At 67.7% G+C, this 14,228-nt stretch carries 14 protein-coding genes; 8 read left to right on the forward strand and 6 right to left on the reverse strand.

Annotation, left to right across the window (positions count from 1 at the left end; all coding sequences use genetic code 11):
• Positions 1 to 4: 4 nt before the first annotated feature.
• Complete coding sequence (locus BMX36_RS16880) at positions 5 to 1,549, reverse strand: hypothetical protein (RefSeq protein WP_218142197.1); 1,545 nt, start codon at positions 1,547 to 1,549, stop codon at positions 5 to 7.
• 452 nt (positions 1,550 to 2,001) lie between these two features.
• Here BMX36_RS16880 and BMX36_RS16885 point away from each other — a divergent pair, with 452 nt between their 5' ends.
• The 8 genes from BMX36_RS16885 to BMX36_RS16920 are packed head-to-tail and all read left to right on the forward strand — an operon-like array spanning position 2,002 to position 9,810.
• A complete protein-coding gene (locus BMX36_RS16885) occupies positions 2,002 to 2,751 on the forward strand; it encodes a hypothetical protein (protein WP_093067349.1) in 750 nt (249 codons plus the stop codon).
• Entirely contained in the window at positions 2,748 to 3,953 is a 1,206-nt protein-coding gene (locus BMX36_RS16890) for a glycosyltransferase family 4 protein (RefSeq protein WP_093067353.1), read from the forward strand. Before BMX36_RS16885 ends, BMX36_RS16890 begins: the two co-directional genes overlap by 4 nt.
• Entirely contained in the window at positions 3,950 to 4,939 is a 990-nt protein-coding gene (locus tag BMX36_RS16895; protein ID WP_256210856.1) for a glycosyltransferase family 2 protein, read from the forward strand. The genes BMX36_RS16890 and BMX36_RS16895 overlap by 4 nt, the downstream gene beginning before the upstream one ends.
• Positions 4,936 to 5,928: a dolichol-phosphate mannosyltransferase gene (locus BMX36_RS16900; protein WP_218142198.1), complete on the forward strand. Its 993-nt coding sequence runs from the start codon at positions 4,936 to 4,938 to the stop codon at positions 5,926 to 5,928. Before BMX36_RS16895 ends, BMX36_RS16900 begins: the two co-directional genes overlap by 4 nt.
• A complete protein-coding gene (locus BMX36_RS16905) occupies positions 5,909 to 7,129 on the forward strand; it encodes an NAD(P)/FAD-dependent oxidoreductase (RefSeq protein ID WP_177179198.1) in 1,221 nt (406 codons plus the stop codon). The genes BMX36_RS16900 and BMX36_RS16905 overlap by 20 nt, the downstream gene beginning before the upstream one ends.
• Complete coding sequence (locus BMX36_RS16910; protein ID WP_093067557.1) at positions 7,126 to 8,112, forward strand: NAD-dependent epimerase/dehydratase family protein; 987 nt, start codon at positions 7,126 to 7,128, stop codon at positions 8,110 to 8,112. The genes BMX36_RS16905 and BMX36_RS16910 overlap by 4 nt, the downstream gene beginning before the upstream one ends.
• Positions 8,109 to 8,840, forward strand: a complete 732-nt coding sequence (locus BMX36_RS16915; RefSeq protein WP_093067358.1) for a class I SAM-dependent methyltransferase — start codon at positions 8,109 to 8,111, stop codon at positions 8,838 to 8,840. The genes BMX36_RS16910 and BMX36_RS16915 overlap by 4 nt, the downstream gene beginning before the upstream one ends.
• Entirely contained in the window at positions 8,827 to 9,810 is a 984-nt protein-coding gene (locus BMX36_RS16920) for a lysylphosphatidylglycerol synthase transmembrane domain-containing protein (RefSeq protein ID WP_093067361.1), read from the forward strand. The genes BMX36_RS16915 and BMX36_RS16920 overlap by 14 nt, the downstream gene beginning before the upstream one ends.
• A gap of 2 nt (positions 9,811 to 9,812) precedes the next feature.
• Here BMX36_RS16920 and BMX36_RS16925 read toward each other — a convergent pair whose 3' ends face one another.
• The 5 genes from BMX36_RS16925 to BMX36_RS16945 form a co-directional block, all read right to left on the reverse strand.
• The gene (locus BMX36_RS16925; RefSeq protein ID WP_093067364.1) at positions 9,813 to 11,297 is read right to left on the reverse strand and encodes a class I adenylate-forming enzyme family protein; all 1,485 of its coding nucleotides are present in this window, start codon (positions 11,295 to 11,297) and stop codon (positions 9,813 to 9,815) included.
• On the reverse strand, positions 11,290 to 11,850 hold the full coding sequence (locus BMX36_RS16930) for an acyltransferase (RefSeq protein WP_197420493.1): 561 nt from the start codon (positions 11,848 to 11,850) through the stop codon (positions 11,290 to 11,292). Before BMX36_RS16930 ends, BMX36_RS16925 begins: the two co-directional genes overlap by 8 nt.
• A gap of 8 nt (positions 11,851 to 11,858) precedes the next feature.
• Entirely contained in the window at positions 11,859 to 12,119 is a 261-nt protein-coding gene (locus BMX36_RS16935; protein WP_177179199.1) for an acyl carrier protein, read from the reverse strand.
• A gap of 371 nt (positions 12,120 to 12,490) precedes the next feature.
• The gene (locus BMX36_RS16940) at positions 12,491 to 13,030 is read right to left on the reverse strand and encodes a hypothetical protein (protein WP_093067370.1); all 540 of its coding nucleotides are present in this window, start codon (positions 13,028 to 13,030) and stop codon (positions 12,491 to 12,493) included.
• Between the two features lie 60 nt (positions 13,031 to 13,090).
• Positions 13,091 to 14,185 carry an aldose epimerase family protein gene (locus tag BMX36_RS16945; protein ID WP_093067560.1) on the reverse strand — a complete coding sequence of 365 codons (1,095 nt, stop codon included), beginning with the start codon at positions 14,183 to 14,185 and terminating at the stop codon, positions 13,091 to 13,093.
• Positions 14,186 to 14,228: the final 43 nt, after the last annotated feature.

Below are 14,228 nucleotides of genomic sequence, written 5' to 3' on the forward strand. Positions count from 1 at the left end.
CGCTTCAAGCGGCTTGCCGGCCCCGGCGAAAGGGCGCTGCGGCGCAGTCGCCGGTCTGCGGAACCGAGCGGTTGTTCCACCTGTAGACCTGAAAAGGCGCGTCGGCGGGGAGGTTCACGCGCGTCGCATGCCGCTGAATGGCGTCGGCCGTGCTGGGGATGACCGAGAATTCGCGCCAGCGCCCCTCGGGAACGATGATGGCGCCGCTGCGGGTGCATCTGATGTAAAGTTCGATCGAGCGCGGCTGGCTCGCCATCAACACGCCGGTGCGCGTGTCCCGGGCGAACTCCTGTTGCGTCAGATCCCACTGAACCGTGCGGTTCAGCATGAGATCGAGCCTGCCGAGGAAGTAGAGCGTTCGCATGTCATCAACGCCGACCAGCCTCTCGGCTCCCGACACGGCCTGGCGAAGCATCGGTGTCCAGGGCGCCCAGTCGAAGTTCCGGCTTTTCCTCATCTCTTCGCGGGAAACGACGTCGCCGGTCTGCGCGAACGTCTTCAGCCGAGCGGCATTGCTGCGGAAATTGTAGGCGCTGCCCACGAGCAGCACGGCCATCGCAAGTAGCAACGCGGGGGCGCTCCAGCCGGGAAGGTTGCGGCGCGATGCATGCTGCGTGGCGGCGTCAAGCGCCCAGGCGGCCGCGATCGCCCAGATGGCGAGGAAGAAGGGGATGGCGTAGAAGATGTAGCGCGGTGCCTTTTGCGGTGCGATCGAGGCGATCAGGACCGGCACGACGAACATCATCGCGAGGAACAGCGCCATGCGCCGGTCGAAGCGCCATGCGGCGACGAGCGCGACCGGGAAGAGATAGGTCAAGAGCCCGTAGGAGCGCAGGGACTGGAAATAGAACAGATAGTCGGACTGCGACCCCTGCGACCAGAGCGCGGCGTTCCAGAACCGGTCGTACAGCGATGTGGCGAGTTCCCCGAGCGGCGACATGGCCAGGATGGCGAGGGCGATGCACGCGAGCACGACCAGGGTGAGGATGAGCTTTCTGCCGAACAGGGCGCGCGCGCGACCGTGCGGGGCTATCGCGAAGTCCAGCACGGCCCATAGCGCAAGCGCGACGATGGAGATCAGCGTCAGTATCTGAAGATCGAGCGCCAGTGCGAGGGCGCCCGCGATGCCCGCCGCGAGCAGGGCCTTGCGAAAGGGAGGTCGGGGCTGGGTGATCAGGGCATAGGTGCCGATCGAAGCCAGCCAGACCATCAGGGCATGGAGCGTGTAGAACCGGGCGAACCCGGCGAGTTGCAGGCCGAAAGTGTCGATCGCCATCAAACCGGCAGCGATCAGAGCGGCGGGCCGGCTCCATCGCTGCAACCACAACGCCACTGAAGCCACCAGCAGGATACCGGAAATCATCGCCGGAAGCCGCAGTGCGAGCAGTCCGTCGCCAAATGCCAGCATGGATAGGCCGGTGAGCGCAGTATAAGGCGCCGCACGAACATAGTGACCGGTGCCGATCGTGAAGGTCCCATCCTGTGCAAAGGACAGTCCGGCAAAGTAATGGTAGAATTCGTCGTGCAGAATGACACGGCTCATACCCATCGGAACGCGAAGCGCCAGCGCAATGATCAGAATGACGAGCAAGGCCGCGTAATAGGGTGTTTGGCCGCGCCGTAGAAAACTCGGAACACCTGTCGAGGTCCGTAGCGGAACTTTCGGTTCTTCTTCGCTCACGGTGTAACCGTCCAGAACAATTTGTCGCACGGCTCACCCTGCAATCAAGTGCCAAGTCGGCATTTCATCCGCCGAAGCAAGCAAACCTGTCAATCATCGCAATGCAGTAGCGCGGCCGGGGAAAATGGAGACTTTGATTGCACGGCCATACTTTGGGGGTACGATCCGAATTAAGGAACAACTCGTTTTCGCGGAGAATACCTAACATACCCATGCTGTCCTAAGCGCTTCGTCGGCCTACTCAGCGTTCTCCCGCAGTAAGACCGGATGTGCTGATGCGCCCCCAGGGACGTGAAATCAGAAGACGAGCAATTCCGGCGGTGAGCTGTCTCGCCGTCGATGCGCACGTCCATCTCTACGATGGCGAGGCCTCGCTGCAGGTCGCGGCCCGCAATGTCGCGCGCTTCTGTCCCGATGCGCAGGCCGGTGTGCTCCTGCTTGCCGAGCGCGCGGGCGAAGCGCTCTTCGCCTCCCTGCGCGATGATCCGCCCGCCGACCTTTACGCGACCGGCGAACCAGTCACCCTGTTCTATGATGCCGGCCCGCTGCCGCTGCTGATCGTGGGGGGGAGGCAGGTCGTGACCGCCGAGGCTATCGAGGTGCTGCTGCTCGGCACGCTGGATGCCGCAGGTGACGGCCTGGGGATCGAAGAAACGCTGCGGCAACGCGCCCCCGGCACGCTGGCGGTTCTGCCCTGGGGTTTCGGCAAGTGGACCGGGCGGCGCGGTGGCCTGGTTGCGGCGGCGCTCGCCGGGTGCGGCGACGTCTTCGCCGGCGATATCCAGACCCGCCCGTCATGGCTGGCGTCACCCACACTGCGGCGGACGATCCGGTCCGGCCGACCGGTCCTGACGGGAACGGACAGCCTGCCGATGGACAGCGACCGGGAACGGGTCGGCGCCTTCGGCCAAGTACTGGACACGCGGATCGACCCGGACCGGCCGGCCGCTTCCATCCTCGCGGCGATGAAACAGGCTGGCCACCGGCTCTACGGCCACCGGACCTCGACGACAGGGGCGCTTCGCCAGCAACTCGCCTGGCATCGCGGCGGGCGGCGGCGGGCGGCATGAGGATCCTGTTCCTCGCCCCGCAGCCGTTTTTCGTCGAGCGGGGAACGCCGATCGCCGTGCGCTACGCGGTCGAGGCGCTGTGCCGGGCCGGCCATGAGGTTGACCTGCTGGTGCTGCACGAGGGCGCGGACCTCGAGGTGCCGGGCCTGACGATCCACCGCGCGGGGCGGCCGCCCTTCGTTGCCGCCGTGCCGATCGGCATGTCCGCATCGAAACTGGCCTGCGACGCCTTTCTCGTGGCCGCCGCCACGCGCCTCCTGTTGCAGCGCCGGTATGACGTGGTTCATGCCGTCGAGGAGGCGGTTTTCCCGGCGCTGCTGCTGAAGCTGCCGGGTCGGTTCAAGCTGGTCTACGACATGGATTCGCTGCTCGGCGAACAGATCGTCGAGAAGTGGCCGCGCCTGTCGTTCCTGCGTCCCCTGCTGAGGGCGGTCGAGGGATGGCCGATGCGCGGGGCGGATCTGGTGCTGCCCGTGTGCTCCGCGATCGCCGAGCGCGTCGCCCGGGAAGCGCCGGGGCAGACCATCCATGTGCTTCCGGACGCCGCGCCGGCCAGGGCGACCGGCGATCCCGCCGAACCGGTGATGGACCTGCGCGCGTTGGTCGGCGGAGAGGGGCCGATCGCGCTCTATGTCGGCAATCTGGAACATTATCAGGGCGTCGACCTGCTGCTGGAAGCGATGGCCGATCTGCCGGCGGACAATGACCTGTCGCTCGTCATCGTGGGCGGGACCAGGGATCATCTGGCCGAGGCGCGCGCCACCATCGGCCGGCTGCGCATCGAGGACCGGGTTTATCTCGCGGGGCCTGCGCCGCTCGCGCATCTTCCGCACCTGCTCGCGCAGGCGGATATCCTCTGCTCGCCGCGCATCGCCGGGGTGAACACGCCGATGAAGCTATACGCCTATATGCAGGCGGAACGCGCGATCATCGCCACGGCGATCCTCTCGCACACCCAGGTGCTGTCGTCGGCACATGCCTGTCTGGTCGCGCCCGAACGCGGGGCGATGGCGGCTGGCCTGACGCAGCTTGCCGCCGACGCATCGCTGCGGGCACGGCTGGGCGAAGCCGCCGGCAAGGCAGCCGAGGACTACAGCCCGGCGGCCTTTGAGGCGCGGCTGCGCACTGCCTATGCCGCTCTGGGTGAGGCGGAACCCCGGCGGGAGCGCCCGGCCCTTGCGGCGGTGCGGCGCGGGCAATGACCAAGATGCACTCGCCCGGCACGCTGCGCCCGCCGCCCGAACCGGATTTCTCGGTCGTGGTGCCGCTGTACAACGAGGAGGAGAATGTCGCGCTGCTGCACCGGGCAGTGACCGACGCGCTGGCGCAAGGAACGCGCACCTACGAGCTTGTGCTGGTGGATGACGGCAGCCGGGATGGCACCCTGGCCCGGGCCGCCGCGCTGGTGGCGACCGATGAGCGGGTGCGCGTGGTCGAGTTCGCGCGCAACTACGGCCAGACGGCGGCCATGGCGGCCGGCATCCACCATGCGCGCGGCCGGGTGATCGTCACCATGGATGGCGACCTGCAGAACGATCCGCGCGACATTCCCGCCATGCTCGACCTGCTGGAGCAGGGGCATGACATGGTCGCAGGATGGCGGCGCAAGCGGCAGGACGAAGGCAAGCGGATGTTCGTCTCCAAGGTGGCGAACCGCATCATCAACGGCCTGCTTGGCGTGTCGGTCCGCGACAGCGGCTGCTCGCTGAAATGCTATCGCCGCGAACTCATCCAGAGCCTGCCCTTCTATGGCGAGATGCACCGCTTCATCCCGGCGCTGAGCCAGATGGCGGGCGCGCGGATCAAGCAGGTGGAGGTGCGCCACCACCCGCGCCGCTTCGGCACGTCGAAATACGGCTTTTCGCGGATCTACAAGGTCGCGCTGGATATCGTCTCGATCCGGTTCCTGCTGCGCTATTCGCAGCGCCCGCGGACATGGATGCTGCGCCCGACGCTGGCCGCCCTGCTGCTGGGGCTGGCGATCCTGCTGCTGGTCGAGATCGAGCGCCCCGGCGTGATCGTGGGATGGTCGATCGTGCTTCTGTTCGCCCAGCTTGCCCTGTTCCTGGGTGCCTGGTCGATGCTGGGATATTTCCTTTCGGTCACCGAGCCGCGGGTGAGCCAGTTCTCGGCGCTCGCCGCGAAGCTCTACGGCTACCGGAAGCCGCCTGTGAGAGAGGTGCCATGAACGCCGCCGGAACAAGACCCTTGCCGGACCTGTCGGTCATCCTTTGCGTGATGGACCGGATCGATGAACCCGGCGAACTGCTGGCGATCTATCGCCGCGCGCTGGCGCCGATCGGGAACAACATCGAATTCATCTACATCCTCGCCGAAACGCATCCGCGCGTGGACGACATCACCGCGCTGTCGAAAAGCGGGGTGAGGGTGATCCACATGCCCAAGCTCTGCGGCGAGATCTCCATGCTGCGCGAGGCAATCGCGGCGAGCACCAGCGATCTGGTAATGACGCTGCCGCCTTATCTTCAAGTCGAGCCTGGGGTGCTGGCGGGTCTGGCGCACGATCTGGAAGGTGCCGACATGGTGGCGGCCTCCCGCATCCGGGCGAAGGACTCCCTGTTCAACCGCGCCCGGGCGAGCGCCTATCGCAGCGCCACGCGCCTGACGGGCACGAGGTTCGACGATCTCGGCTGCCGGGTGCGGCTGTTCAGGCGGTCCGTGCTGGACCGCGTCGTCCTGCGCGACGAGCATGCCGGATATCTGCCGATCTTCGCCGAGCACGCCGGTTGCCGGGTCAAGCAGGTCAAGGTGCCGCAAGCCGAACTCGATCGCCGGCCCCGATCCTATAATCTGCCGATCTATTTCGACGGGCTGCTCGATGCGGTGTCGATCTCCTTCCTGATCCGCTTTCTCCAGAAGCCCTTCCGACTGTTCGGCACGATCGGTGCCGCCCTGTTCGCCAGCGGCTTCGCTTTGGCCTGCGTCCTCATCATCGAGCGCGTGATGGGGCAAAGCATCGCCGAGCGTCCGGCGCTGCTGCTCAGCGTGCTGCTGCTGGTGCTCGGCATACAGGTGGCGGCGGTGGGCCTGATCGCCGAAGTGATCCTGTTCACCCGGCTACCCGCCAGCTCGATTTACCGCGTCCGGCGGATCATCGAGCATGTCAGCGAGGTGCAGCCCGAGAATACGCCGGTCCATGCCGGCCACGAGATTTAGCGACAGCGCCGTGTATGGCGCGATCATCGTCGGTGGCGGCATCCAGGGGCTTGTCGCCGCCCTTACCGCCGCGGAGCAGGGGCTCCGGCCGCTCGTCCTGGAGCGCGGGAAGCTGGGCGCGGGGGCGAGCACCGCGAGCATGGGCGTGCTCCACGGCGGGCTGCGCTACCTGCAATCGCTCGACATCGGGCGATGGTATCGTTCGCGCCAGAACCAGGACTGGTTCGCCCGCGAGTTTCCCGACCATTGCGAGCCGCTGCTTTGCCGCATGCCGCTTTATCGCGGTGCCCTTCGCTCGCCGCTCCTGTTTCGCGGCGCCTTTCTTGCCGAGCGCTGGCTTTCCCGCCTGGCCTTCTCCGCGCCCCGGCCACCGACGCTGCCGACGCCCCCGCGCGTCGCGCGCGGCGATCACGCGTTGCCTCCGCAGGTGCCGGAGCGCGGCCTTGTGGGCGTTGCCGAATGGTCGGAACTGGCCATCAGCGATGCGCCGGCGCTGCTCGCCGCCATGGCCGCCAGGGTCGAGGCCATGGGCGGGGACATCAGGCAGCAGGAGGAAGCGACGGAACTGGCGGAGCGGCCCGGGGGCGGGCTGTCCCTCACCACGCGCGCGCGCGGCCGGGAGAACAGCTATGCCGGCAGCACCGTCCTGATCTGCGCAGGCGGCGGCGCTCGCTCCCTGGCCGCACGCTGGGACCGGGATTTGCCGGTGCTTTCCGCCCGGGTGCTGGCGTTCAACCTCCTGTTCGATCGGCCGATGGAGCCCGGCGTCGCGCTGGCGCTGTCCGCAGCGCCCGGCAGGGGCCGCAGCTTCTTCCTGCGCGCGCATCAGGGCGGAACGCTGGCAGGGACTTTCTATCACCCGCTGCCCGAGGATCTCGGCCGCGAGCCGAGGCCGGCCGTGCCGCAAGCGCTGATCGATCGGGCGACCGCCGAGATCGAGCGCGCTGCGCCGCAGCTGCGGGGCGGCCGGGTCATTGAAGTCTGGGCGGGAGCGCTGCCGGACAAGACGGGACAAGGAGTGACGTTGCGCAATCGAGACCTGATCGTGGATCACGCGAAGCACGGCGGGCCGCGCGGCCTGTTCACATTGCTGGGCACGAAGCTCACCACGGCCCGGTCGCTGGCGCTGGCCGCGCTGGAGCATATCGGCCCTGACGCTGGCCTAAGCGACCCGCCGGGGCTGTGGATGGCGACGGCATGATCCCGGTCGCCCCACCCGACCTGATCGCGCTGACCGGCGCCAGCGGCCTGCTCGGCGGTGCGGTCGCCCGGCGTCTTCAGGATGCTGGCTTTCGCGTGCGCTGCCTGTTGCGCCGGCCCGATCCGACCCTGCCGGGCGAGGCGGTGATCGGAGATCTCGCCGACGTGGCGGCGATCGACCGGCTCGTCGCGGGCGCGGCAGCGGTCGTCCACATCGCCGCCATGTACCGCAGCGACGGCCCGGCCGAGGAATTCATGGCGGTCAATCGCGACGGCACCGAGCGTCTGCTCCGCGCCGCGCAGGCGGCGGGGGCGCGGCGGTTCGTGCAATGCTCGACCATCGGCGTCCATGGCTCGGTCCCGACCAGCCCGGCCGACGAGAACGCCCCCTTCGACCCGCGCGATGCCTATCAGGAAAGTAAGCTCGCCGCCGAGCGGATCTGCCGCGCGGCGGTGGGGACCGGCCCGATGGAAATCGTCATCCTGCGCCCCTGCGGCATCTACGGCCCCGGCGACACCCGGCTGCTGAAGATGTTCCGCATGTTGCAGAAGCGCATGTTCGTGCAGATCGGGGAGGGGAGCGCCAATTTCCATCCGGTCTACATCGACGACCTCGCCGAAGGCTTCATGCGCGGGCTGACGGTACCCGGGATCGACGGCGAGACGTTCATCCTGGGTGCCGCCGAATACATCCCGCTCAAGGCGTTCATCGCACAGGCGGCCGCGTCGCTCGATCGCGCGCCGCCGTGGATCCGATTGCCCTACAAGCCGGTCGAGCGCGTCGCCGACCTGTGCGAAGCGATCTGCCGCAAGCTCGCGATAGAGCCGCCGCTGCACCGCCGCCGGCTCACCTTCTTCAAGCACAACCGCGCCTTTTCCATCGCCCATGCCCGCGAGCGCCTGGGCTATGAGCCCCAGGTCGATCTGGCCGAGGGCTTCAGGCGAACCGTCGCCTGGTATCGCCAGCAGGGAATGCTCGAATGAGCCCGGCGGCGCTCGATCTGGCTCCCGATGTCGTGTCCTCCGGCGATGCTTATGCACGGCGTTTTGCGGGGCGGGCAGGGCGGCTTTTTCTCGACCGGCAGGAGCAGGTCATCGCCGGTGCGCTGGCCGACAAGCAGGGCGTGACGATCCTCGACGTCGGCGGCGGACATGCGCAATTGAGCGGGCCGCTGGCGGCACGCGGCCATCAGGTCACGGTATCGGGCAGCACGGCAGCCTGTGCCGACCGGCTGGCCGGCGACCCGCGCAATGCCGGCGTGGCTTTCGAGGTCGGCGCGCTCGACCGGCTGCCGTTCGAAAACCAGGCGTTCGACACGGTCGTTTCGATCCGCCTGATGGCGCATGTCGCCGACTGGCGCGCCTTCCTAGGAGAAATGTGCCGCGTGGCGAGCAAATCGGTGGTGATCGACTATCCCGATCTCGCCAGCGTCAATGCGCTGTCCTTCGCCACCTTCGCGCTGAAGCGCTGGGTCGAAGGCGATACACGGGAATATCGGAACTTCACCGCCGCGATGCTGACGCGTGAATTCGCCCGCCACGGTTTCCACGTGAGCGGGGTGGAGCGGCAGTTCGTTCTGCCCATGGCCCTGCACCGCGCGTTGCGCGCGCCGGCCTTGCTGACCCGCGCCGAGCAGGCCAGCGCCCGCATCGGCCTGACGCGGCGGTTCGGCAACCCGGGCGTGATGCGAGCCGACCGTGTCGCCGGATAGCCGCGCCGTCCCGCGTGCACGGGGTAAGCGGCGAAGGGCGCTCTTTCCGCTCAAGCTGGCGGTTTCGGCAGGGCTGCTTGTCCTCCTCTTCCGACACATACCGCTGGACCGCGGCGCTTCCCTGCTGCTTCACGCCGATGCCTTGCTGGTTGCGGCGGGAGGCGCGCTCATGGTCGCGCAGACGGGGCTGAGCGCGCTCAAATGGAAGGTGCTGCTGCGCGGGCAGGGCGTGATCGTGCCTTATGCGAAGCTGATCCGCACGTGCCTCCTTGCCAATTTCGTCAACCTGTTCTCGCCGGGCGTCCTTGGCGGCGACGCCTATCGCTCGATCGCGCTGCGGGAGCATACCGGCGGGCTCGCACGATCGCTGCCCTCGATCATCGCCGACCGGACCACCGGCCTGGCCGTACTCGTCGGTCTGGCCGCGACGGGCGTCAGCCTGTATTTCGTGCCGGCGGCGCCCGCGCTTGCCGCCGGGCTGATCCTCCTGACGGCGCTGCTGGGCTACGCGCTGCTGGTGGCCGTGGTTGATCCGTTGCTCCACCGCCTGATCGCCGGCCGGGAGCATTCGCTGATGGTCCTGCTCTCGGGCATCCTGGTGGCGCTGCGACCGACGCGCGCGCTCAGCACGGCCTTCGCCATCGCGCTGGTGTTTCAGCTCAACACCATCTTCATCGTTTACGTCTGGAGCACGGGACTGCACCTTTCGGCGACCGTGTTGCAGCTCTTCCTGATCGTGCCGACGGTGTACCTTCTCGAAATGGTGCCGATCTCGGTCAGCGGCGTGGGGCTGCGCGAGGGGGTATATGCCGTGCTCTTCTCCTTTTTCGGCCTGCCGCCGGAGCAGGGCCTGGCCCTTGGCCTGCTCACCAGCATCATGCGCTATGTGGTGAACGCGATCGGCGCGCTCATCTGGTTCGTGCCCGATGGTTCGCGGCTTGAAGCGGTATCGGTGCCCGGCCGGGCGTGATCTCAGGCCCGGTCGGCAAGGGCGAGGCGCTGGCGCAATTCCGAACGCTTGAGCTTGCCATTCTCCGTCCGCGGCATGTCGGCGATGGCGATGATCCGTGCCGGCCGCTCGTGCGCTTCGAGCCGGGCGGCCAGTTGCCGCAGGCACGCCCGCGCCTCAAAGCCACTGTCCGCCCTGGTGGCGACGAACAGGACCGGGACCTGCCCCGTCAGGCCCTGCGCATCGGCAACGCCGACGCAGCCGGCGTCCAGGATGCCGTCGATGGCGAGCGCCGCCTGCTCCACGACGACCGGATCGACCTTCTTCCCCCCGACGTTGATCTGGTCGTCCACCCGCCCGACCAGGGTCAGATAGCCACCGTCATCCAGCCGTCCGAGGTCGCTGGTGCGCAGCCAGCCGTCCGCGGTGCGCGTACACGATGTGGTTTGCGGATCCTGCCAATAGCCGCTCATCTCGGCCGGGGAGCGGATCTGGATCACGCCTTCCTGCCCGCAGGCGAGCGGCCGATCCTCCTGATCCGTGATGCGGAGCGCGACACCGGGCGCTGGCCGGCCGACGCTGGCCAGCCTGGCATCGTCGCCATGGAAATCGAGGAAGCAGCTGCGCGAAGCCTCCGTCAGCCCATAATGCATGCACAGCCGCGTCAGGGGGAGGAACCGCGCCAGCGAGCGCTTGCGCTCCTCCGCCATCGGGGCGCTGCCCAGCTCCACATAGCGCAGCCGACGGGCGGCGCCGGCGAGCTCGTCGCGCCCGAACCGTTCCAGCATGGCGATGCCCATCGGTACGCAGGACAGGCCAGTCACCCGCGTATCGGCAAGCGCATCGACGACCAGCGCCGGAAACGAGAGCCCGGGCACGACAACGAGGCTCCCGCCCGCCAGAACGGCGCAGCGGATGCGGCCGAGGCCGAAGGAATGGGAGAGCGGCACCGTCACCACTTCGCGATCCTCCGGCCCATTGCCGATGAAGCCGTTGGTAGCCAGCGCGGCGGCATGGATCGCGCCATGGCTGAGCATGACGCCCTTGGGCGTTCCGGTGCTGCCGCTGGTGAAGAGGATGTCCGCGATCGGCGCAGGCTGGGGCAGCGCCGGGTCGAGATCGATCTCCGGCGCGTCCCTTGGCGGCAGGTCGCCGGCGAACAGCGCGTCGAGCGCGGCGCTATCAAGATGCACCGCCGCCTCGGTCCGCGCCGCCACGCGCGCAGCGGCCTCGCCGCGCGACGCCGTCACGGGAACGGCGATCGCGCCCGCGAGATGCGTTCCGAAATAGGCGGCAACGAAGTGAAAGGGTTCCGCCGAAGCCTCGATGACCACGCGCGCGCCCGGCACTATCTGGCGCCGGAGCAGCCAGTGCCGCACCCGGCACGCCAGGGACCACATTTCCGCGAAGGTGATCCAGCGGTCTCCATCAGCGATGAACGGCGCGGCCCCGCGCAATCGCGCATTCCGCCGGAGCGCGGCAACGACGGTCGTCGGCCCGTCATTCACGATTGAAGACCACTTTCGCCGGGCTTCCCGCGACGATGGAATAAGGCGCTATCCTGCCCGACACGACGCTGCCCGCCCCGATCACGGCGCCCTGCCCGATCCGGCAGCCGTCCAGCACCACGGCGCCTGACCCGATCAGGACATCGTCGCCGATCGTGATCCCCTTGTCGCGAAAGCCCTGTTCGGTGATGAGCCTGTCCTTGCGGCGATAGTCCCGGGTGGTCGCGACCACGGTGACATGCGATCCCAGGCGCACGTCATCGCCGATGATGAGGTCCGCCACGCCCGCGATCAGGTGATTGAAGCTTCCCACCGCGCAGTTCCGGCCGAGGGTGATCCGACCCCCGCTCGATTGTATGATCGCCCAGCGCTTGACCACCGTTCCCTTGCCGAAGCGGACGCCGGCCGACAGCTGCACGCTCGAGCCGGGATGTATCCTGGCCCGGTCGCGAATGAAGAAATAGGGTGAGGCGAGAAACGCGGGAATGGCGTGGCGCTGGAGCGACCTTCGCAACCCCGACAGCTTCGCTTCCTTGTCCCTGTCGCTGATCATGGCGCTGATCATGAAGCCGGGCCGTGTGCCGATCGCTCGGCCAGGAACCGGGTCATCCCGGTGAGGGTATCGAAGTTCGACGGCGTCAGATCCCGATTCGAGATCCTGGTGTTGAAGCGGTCCTCCAGCTCCTGAACCAGTTCGATCATCATCAGCGAATCAAGGACGCCGGCCTCGAATAGCGATTCGTCATCGGCGATAGCATTCACATCGCCCAGGCTTACGGTCGCCAGGACATTGCGGACGTCAAGCACAGTGATTTCGCTCACGGTTCTTCCTCTCTCGCACGCAGGCAGCTGTGCTGAGACGAGCCCGCACTGCCCCTTGCAGAAAAGTCGATGTTCTTATGCTGTGTCCGGCCAGGCGCGTTGCTTGCCCGGTCGATCATCGCCGCCCGATTTGACTATCAAGTGGCCGCATCGCCAACGGAAATAAAGGCGAGGCTACCCCTTACTGGGGAGATGGGCGGCTGCGATTATACTCCAGCGTCGTGGCGCGCTTGATCAGCTTGTTTTCGGCGCGAGAACCCACATGAACCCTCGACCGCCGACGGCCTGCCTTCCGCGACGCAAAGCCGCCAAAGTCTCAAGGCAGGCACAACCACGCCGAACTGTGACGCGCTAATCCGCCTGGTCAGCGCCTAGCGGCGACCGTCGCCATAGCCGCAGCGCAGCCGATCGCCGGCCCGGCACGCCGCCACATCCGCTTCCCAGCGCGCGCGATCGGCACGGGCGGCGGCGAGCTGCGCCTCATAGTCCGACATGGCCGCTGCATAAGCGGCGCGCTCCTCGCGATATCTCGCCAGACGGTCCTGCTGGGCGCGCTGATCCGCGGTGATCTGTTCGAGCTGCGCCTGCTTGGTCGCCAGCTGCGCGGCATTGGCCTCCCGCAGCTTGGCCGCCTCCGCCGCGGCGATGGCGTCCAGCGCGAGCTGCTCGGCGCTGCGCTCCTCCGGAATGTCCGATGCGTCGGGCGCGGCGATCGTTTCGGCGGCATCCGCCTCCGGCGCCCCGTCCGGGTCCGGCAGGTCAAGCGTCAGGCTTTCCTGCGGCTCGATGCGGGAGGGCGGAATGTCGATGGTGCGCATCGGCGTGAGCCCGGACTGCGCCAATGCGGGCAGCGATCCGGCGAGCAGCGGCAGGGCAAGGCAGAGCGAAAGGGGGGTACGACGGAACGGCATAAGCGAGGCTAACGCCCTCGGACTTTCGCCTGGCTGAACGGGGCTGTCCGGTGACGGACGTTAGCGGGGCTTGGTCGGGGCAGGTGACAGCCCGAAGCGCCAGATCGTGGTCGATCGAAATATCTCTCCGGGTCTCAGCAGGGTGCTTGGGAAGCTCGGCTGATTGGGGCTGTCCGACAGATGCTGGGTCTCCAGCGCCACGCCATCGAACGGGTTCATGATCCGGCCGCTCGGGCCACGGTCGGTCCCGTCGAGATAGCCCGCGGTATAGACCTGGATCGAGGGCTCGCTGGTCTCCACGGTCAGCGTGCGGCCCGACGCGGGATCCGCCAGCCGCGCGACGGTTGCGAGCTCTCCGGCCGGCTTGTCGAACAGCCAGGCGTGGTTGAAGCCGCGCGACCCCATCAAGGGTGAGCGGCTGTCGATCCCGGCACCAAGCGGGGATGGCGTGCGCAGGTCGAGCGCGGTGCCGGCGACCGGCGGGAAAGCGCCCGTTGGAATGCCGCCTGCATCGGTCGCGACATAGCGGTCGGCCAGGATCTGAAGCGTCTGCGACCGGACCGTGCCGGATCCTTCGCCGGCCAGGTTGAAATAGACGTGATTGGTCAGGTTCAGCACCGTCGGCTTGGACGTGCGCGCCTCATAATCGATACGCAGCGCGTTGCCGGCGATCAGGCGGTAGGTGACGAGCACCTGAAGCCGTCCCGGAAAGCCCTGAAAGCCGTCCGGGCTGTCGAGGCTGAAGGTCACTGCCCGGGAATCGCGATGCCGGACGGTCCATTCCTGCGTGTCGAACTTCGCCGCGCCGCCGCCGTGCAGTGCGTTTGGGCCATCATCGGCGACGAGCTGCACCGGCTGCCCGTCGATCGTGAAGCGGGCGCCAGCTATCCGGCCGGCGTAGCGGCCGATCGTCGCGCCGAACGATGCCTTGTGATTCTTCGCGCGGAACTCGGCCGGACTTCGGAAGCCGAGCAGGACGTTGGCGCGCCTGCCGGTGCGGTCGGGGACCTCGATCTGCGTGACGGTCGCGCCGAACGGTATCAAGCGGACCACCATGTCGCCACGGCGCAGCGCGATCGCTTCGTCGTCCTTTGCCTGCGCGCCAGCGGCGGTCGCCAGAACAAGGGAGAGGCCGGTCAGCGCTCGCTTGCACATCGCGCTCGCCTGCATTGTGGTCCTAACGGTCGCCATCCACGAG

The organism is Sphingomonas sp. OV641 (assembly GCF_900109205.1).
Classification (GTDB): Bacteria; Pseudomonadota; Alphaproteobacteria; order Sphingomonadales; family Sphingomonadaceae; genus Sphingomonas.

Excerpts from the sequence above, each read along its gene's own strand:
- BMX36_RS16880 (WP_218142197.1), bottom strand. The coding sequence starts at position 1,549 with ATGGGTATGAGCCGTGTCATTCTGCACGACGAATTCTACCATTACTTT.
- BMX36_RS16890 (WP_093067353.1), top strand. The coding sequence starts at position 2,748 with ATGAGGATCCTGTTCCTCGCCCCGCAGCCGTTTTTCGTCGAGCGGGGA.
- BMX36_RS16895 (WP_256210856.1), top strand. The coding sequence starts at position 3,950 with ATGACCAAGATGCACTCGCCCGGCACGCTGCGCCCGCCGCCCGAACCG.
- BMX36_RS16900 (WP_218142198.1), top strand. The coding sequence starts at position 4,936 with ATGAACGCCGCCGGAACAAGACCCTTGCCGGACCTGTCGGTCATCCTT.
- BMX36_RS16905 (WP_177179198.1), top strand. The coding sequence starts at position 5,909 with ATGCCGGCCACGAGATTTAGCGACAGCGCCGTGTATGGCGCGATCATC.
- BMX36_RS16910 (WP_093067557.1), top strand. The coding sequence starts at position 7,126 with ATGATCCCGGTCGCCCCACCCGACCTGATCGCGCTGACCGGCGCCAGC.
- BMX36_RS16915 (WP_093067358.1), top strand. The coding sequence starts at position 8,109 with ATGAGCCCGGCGGCGCTCGATCTGGCTCCCGATGTCGTGTCCTCCGGC.
- BMX36_RS16930 (WP_197420493.1), bottom strand. The coding sequence starts at position 11,850 with ATGATCAGCGACAGGGACAAGGAAGCGAAGCTGTCGGGGTTGCGAAGG.
- BMX36_RS16940 (WP_093067370.1), bottom strand. The coding sequence starts at position 13,030 with ATGCCGTTCCGTCGTACCCCCCTTTCGCTCTGCCTTGCCCTGCCGCTG.
- BMX36_RS16945 (WP_093067560.1), bottom strand. The coding sequence starts at position 14,185 with ATGTGCAAGCGAGCGCTGACCGGCCTCTCCCTTGTTCTGGCGACCGCC.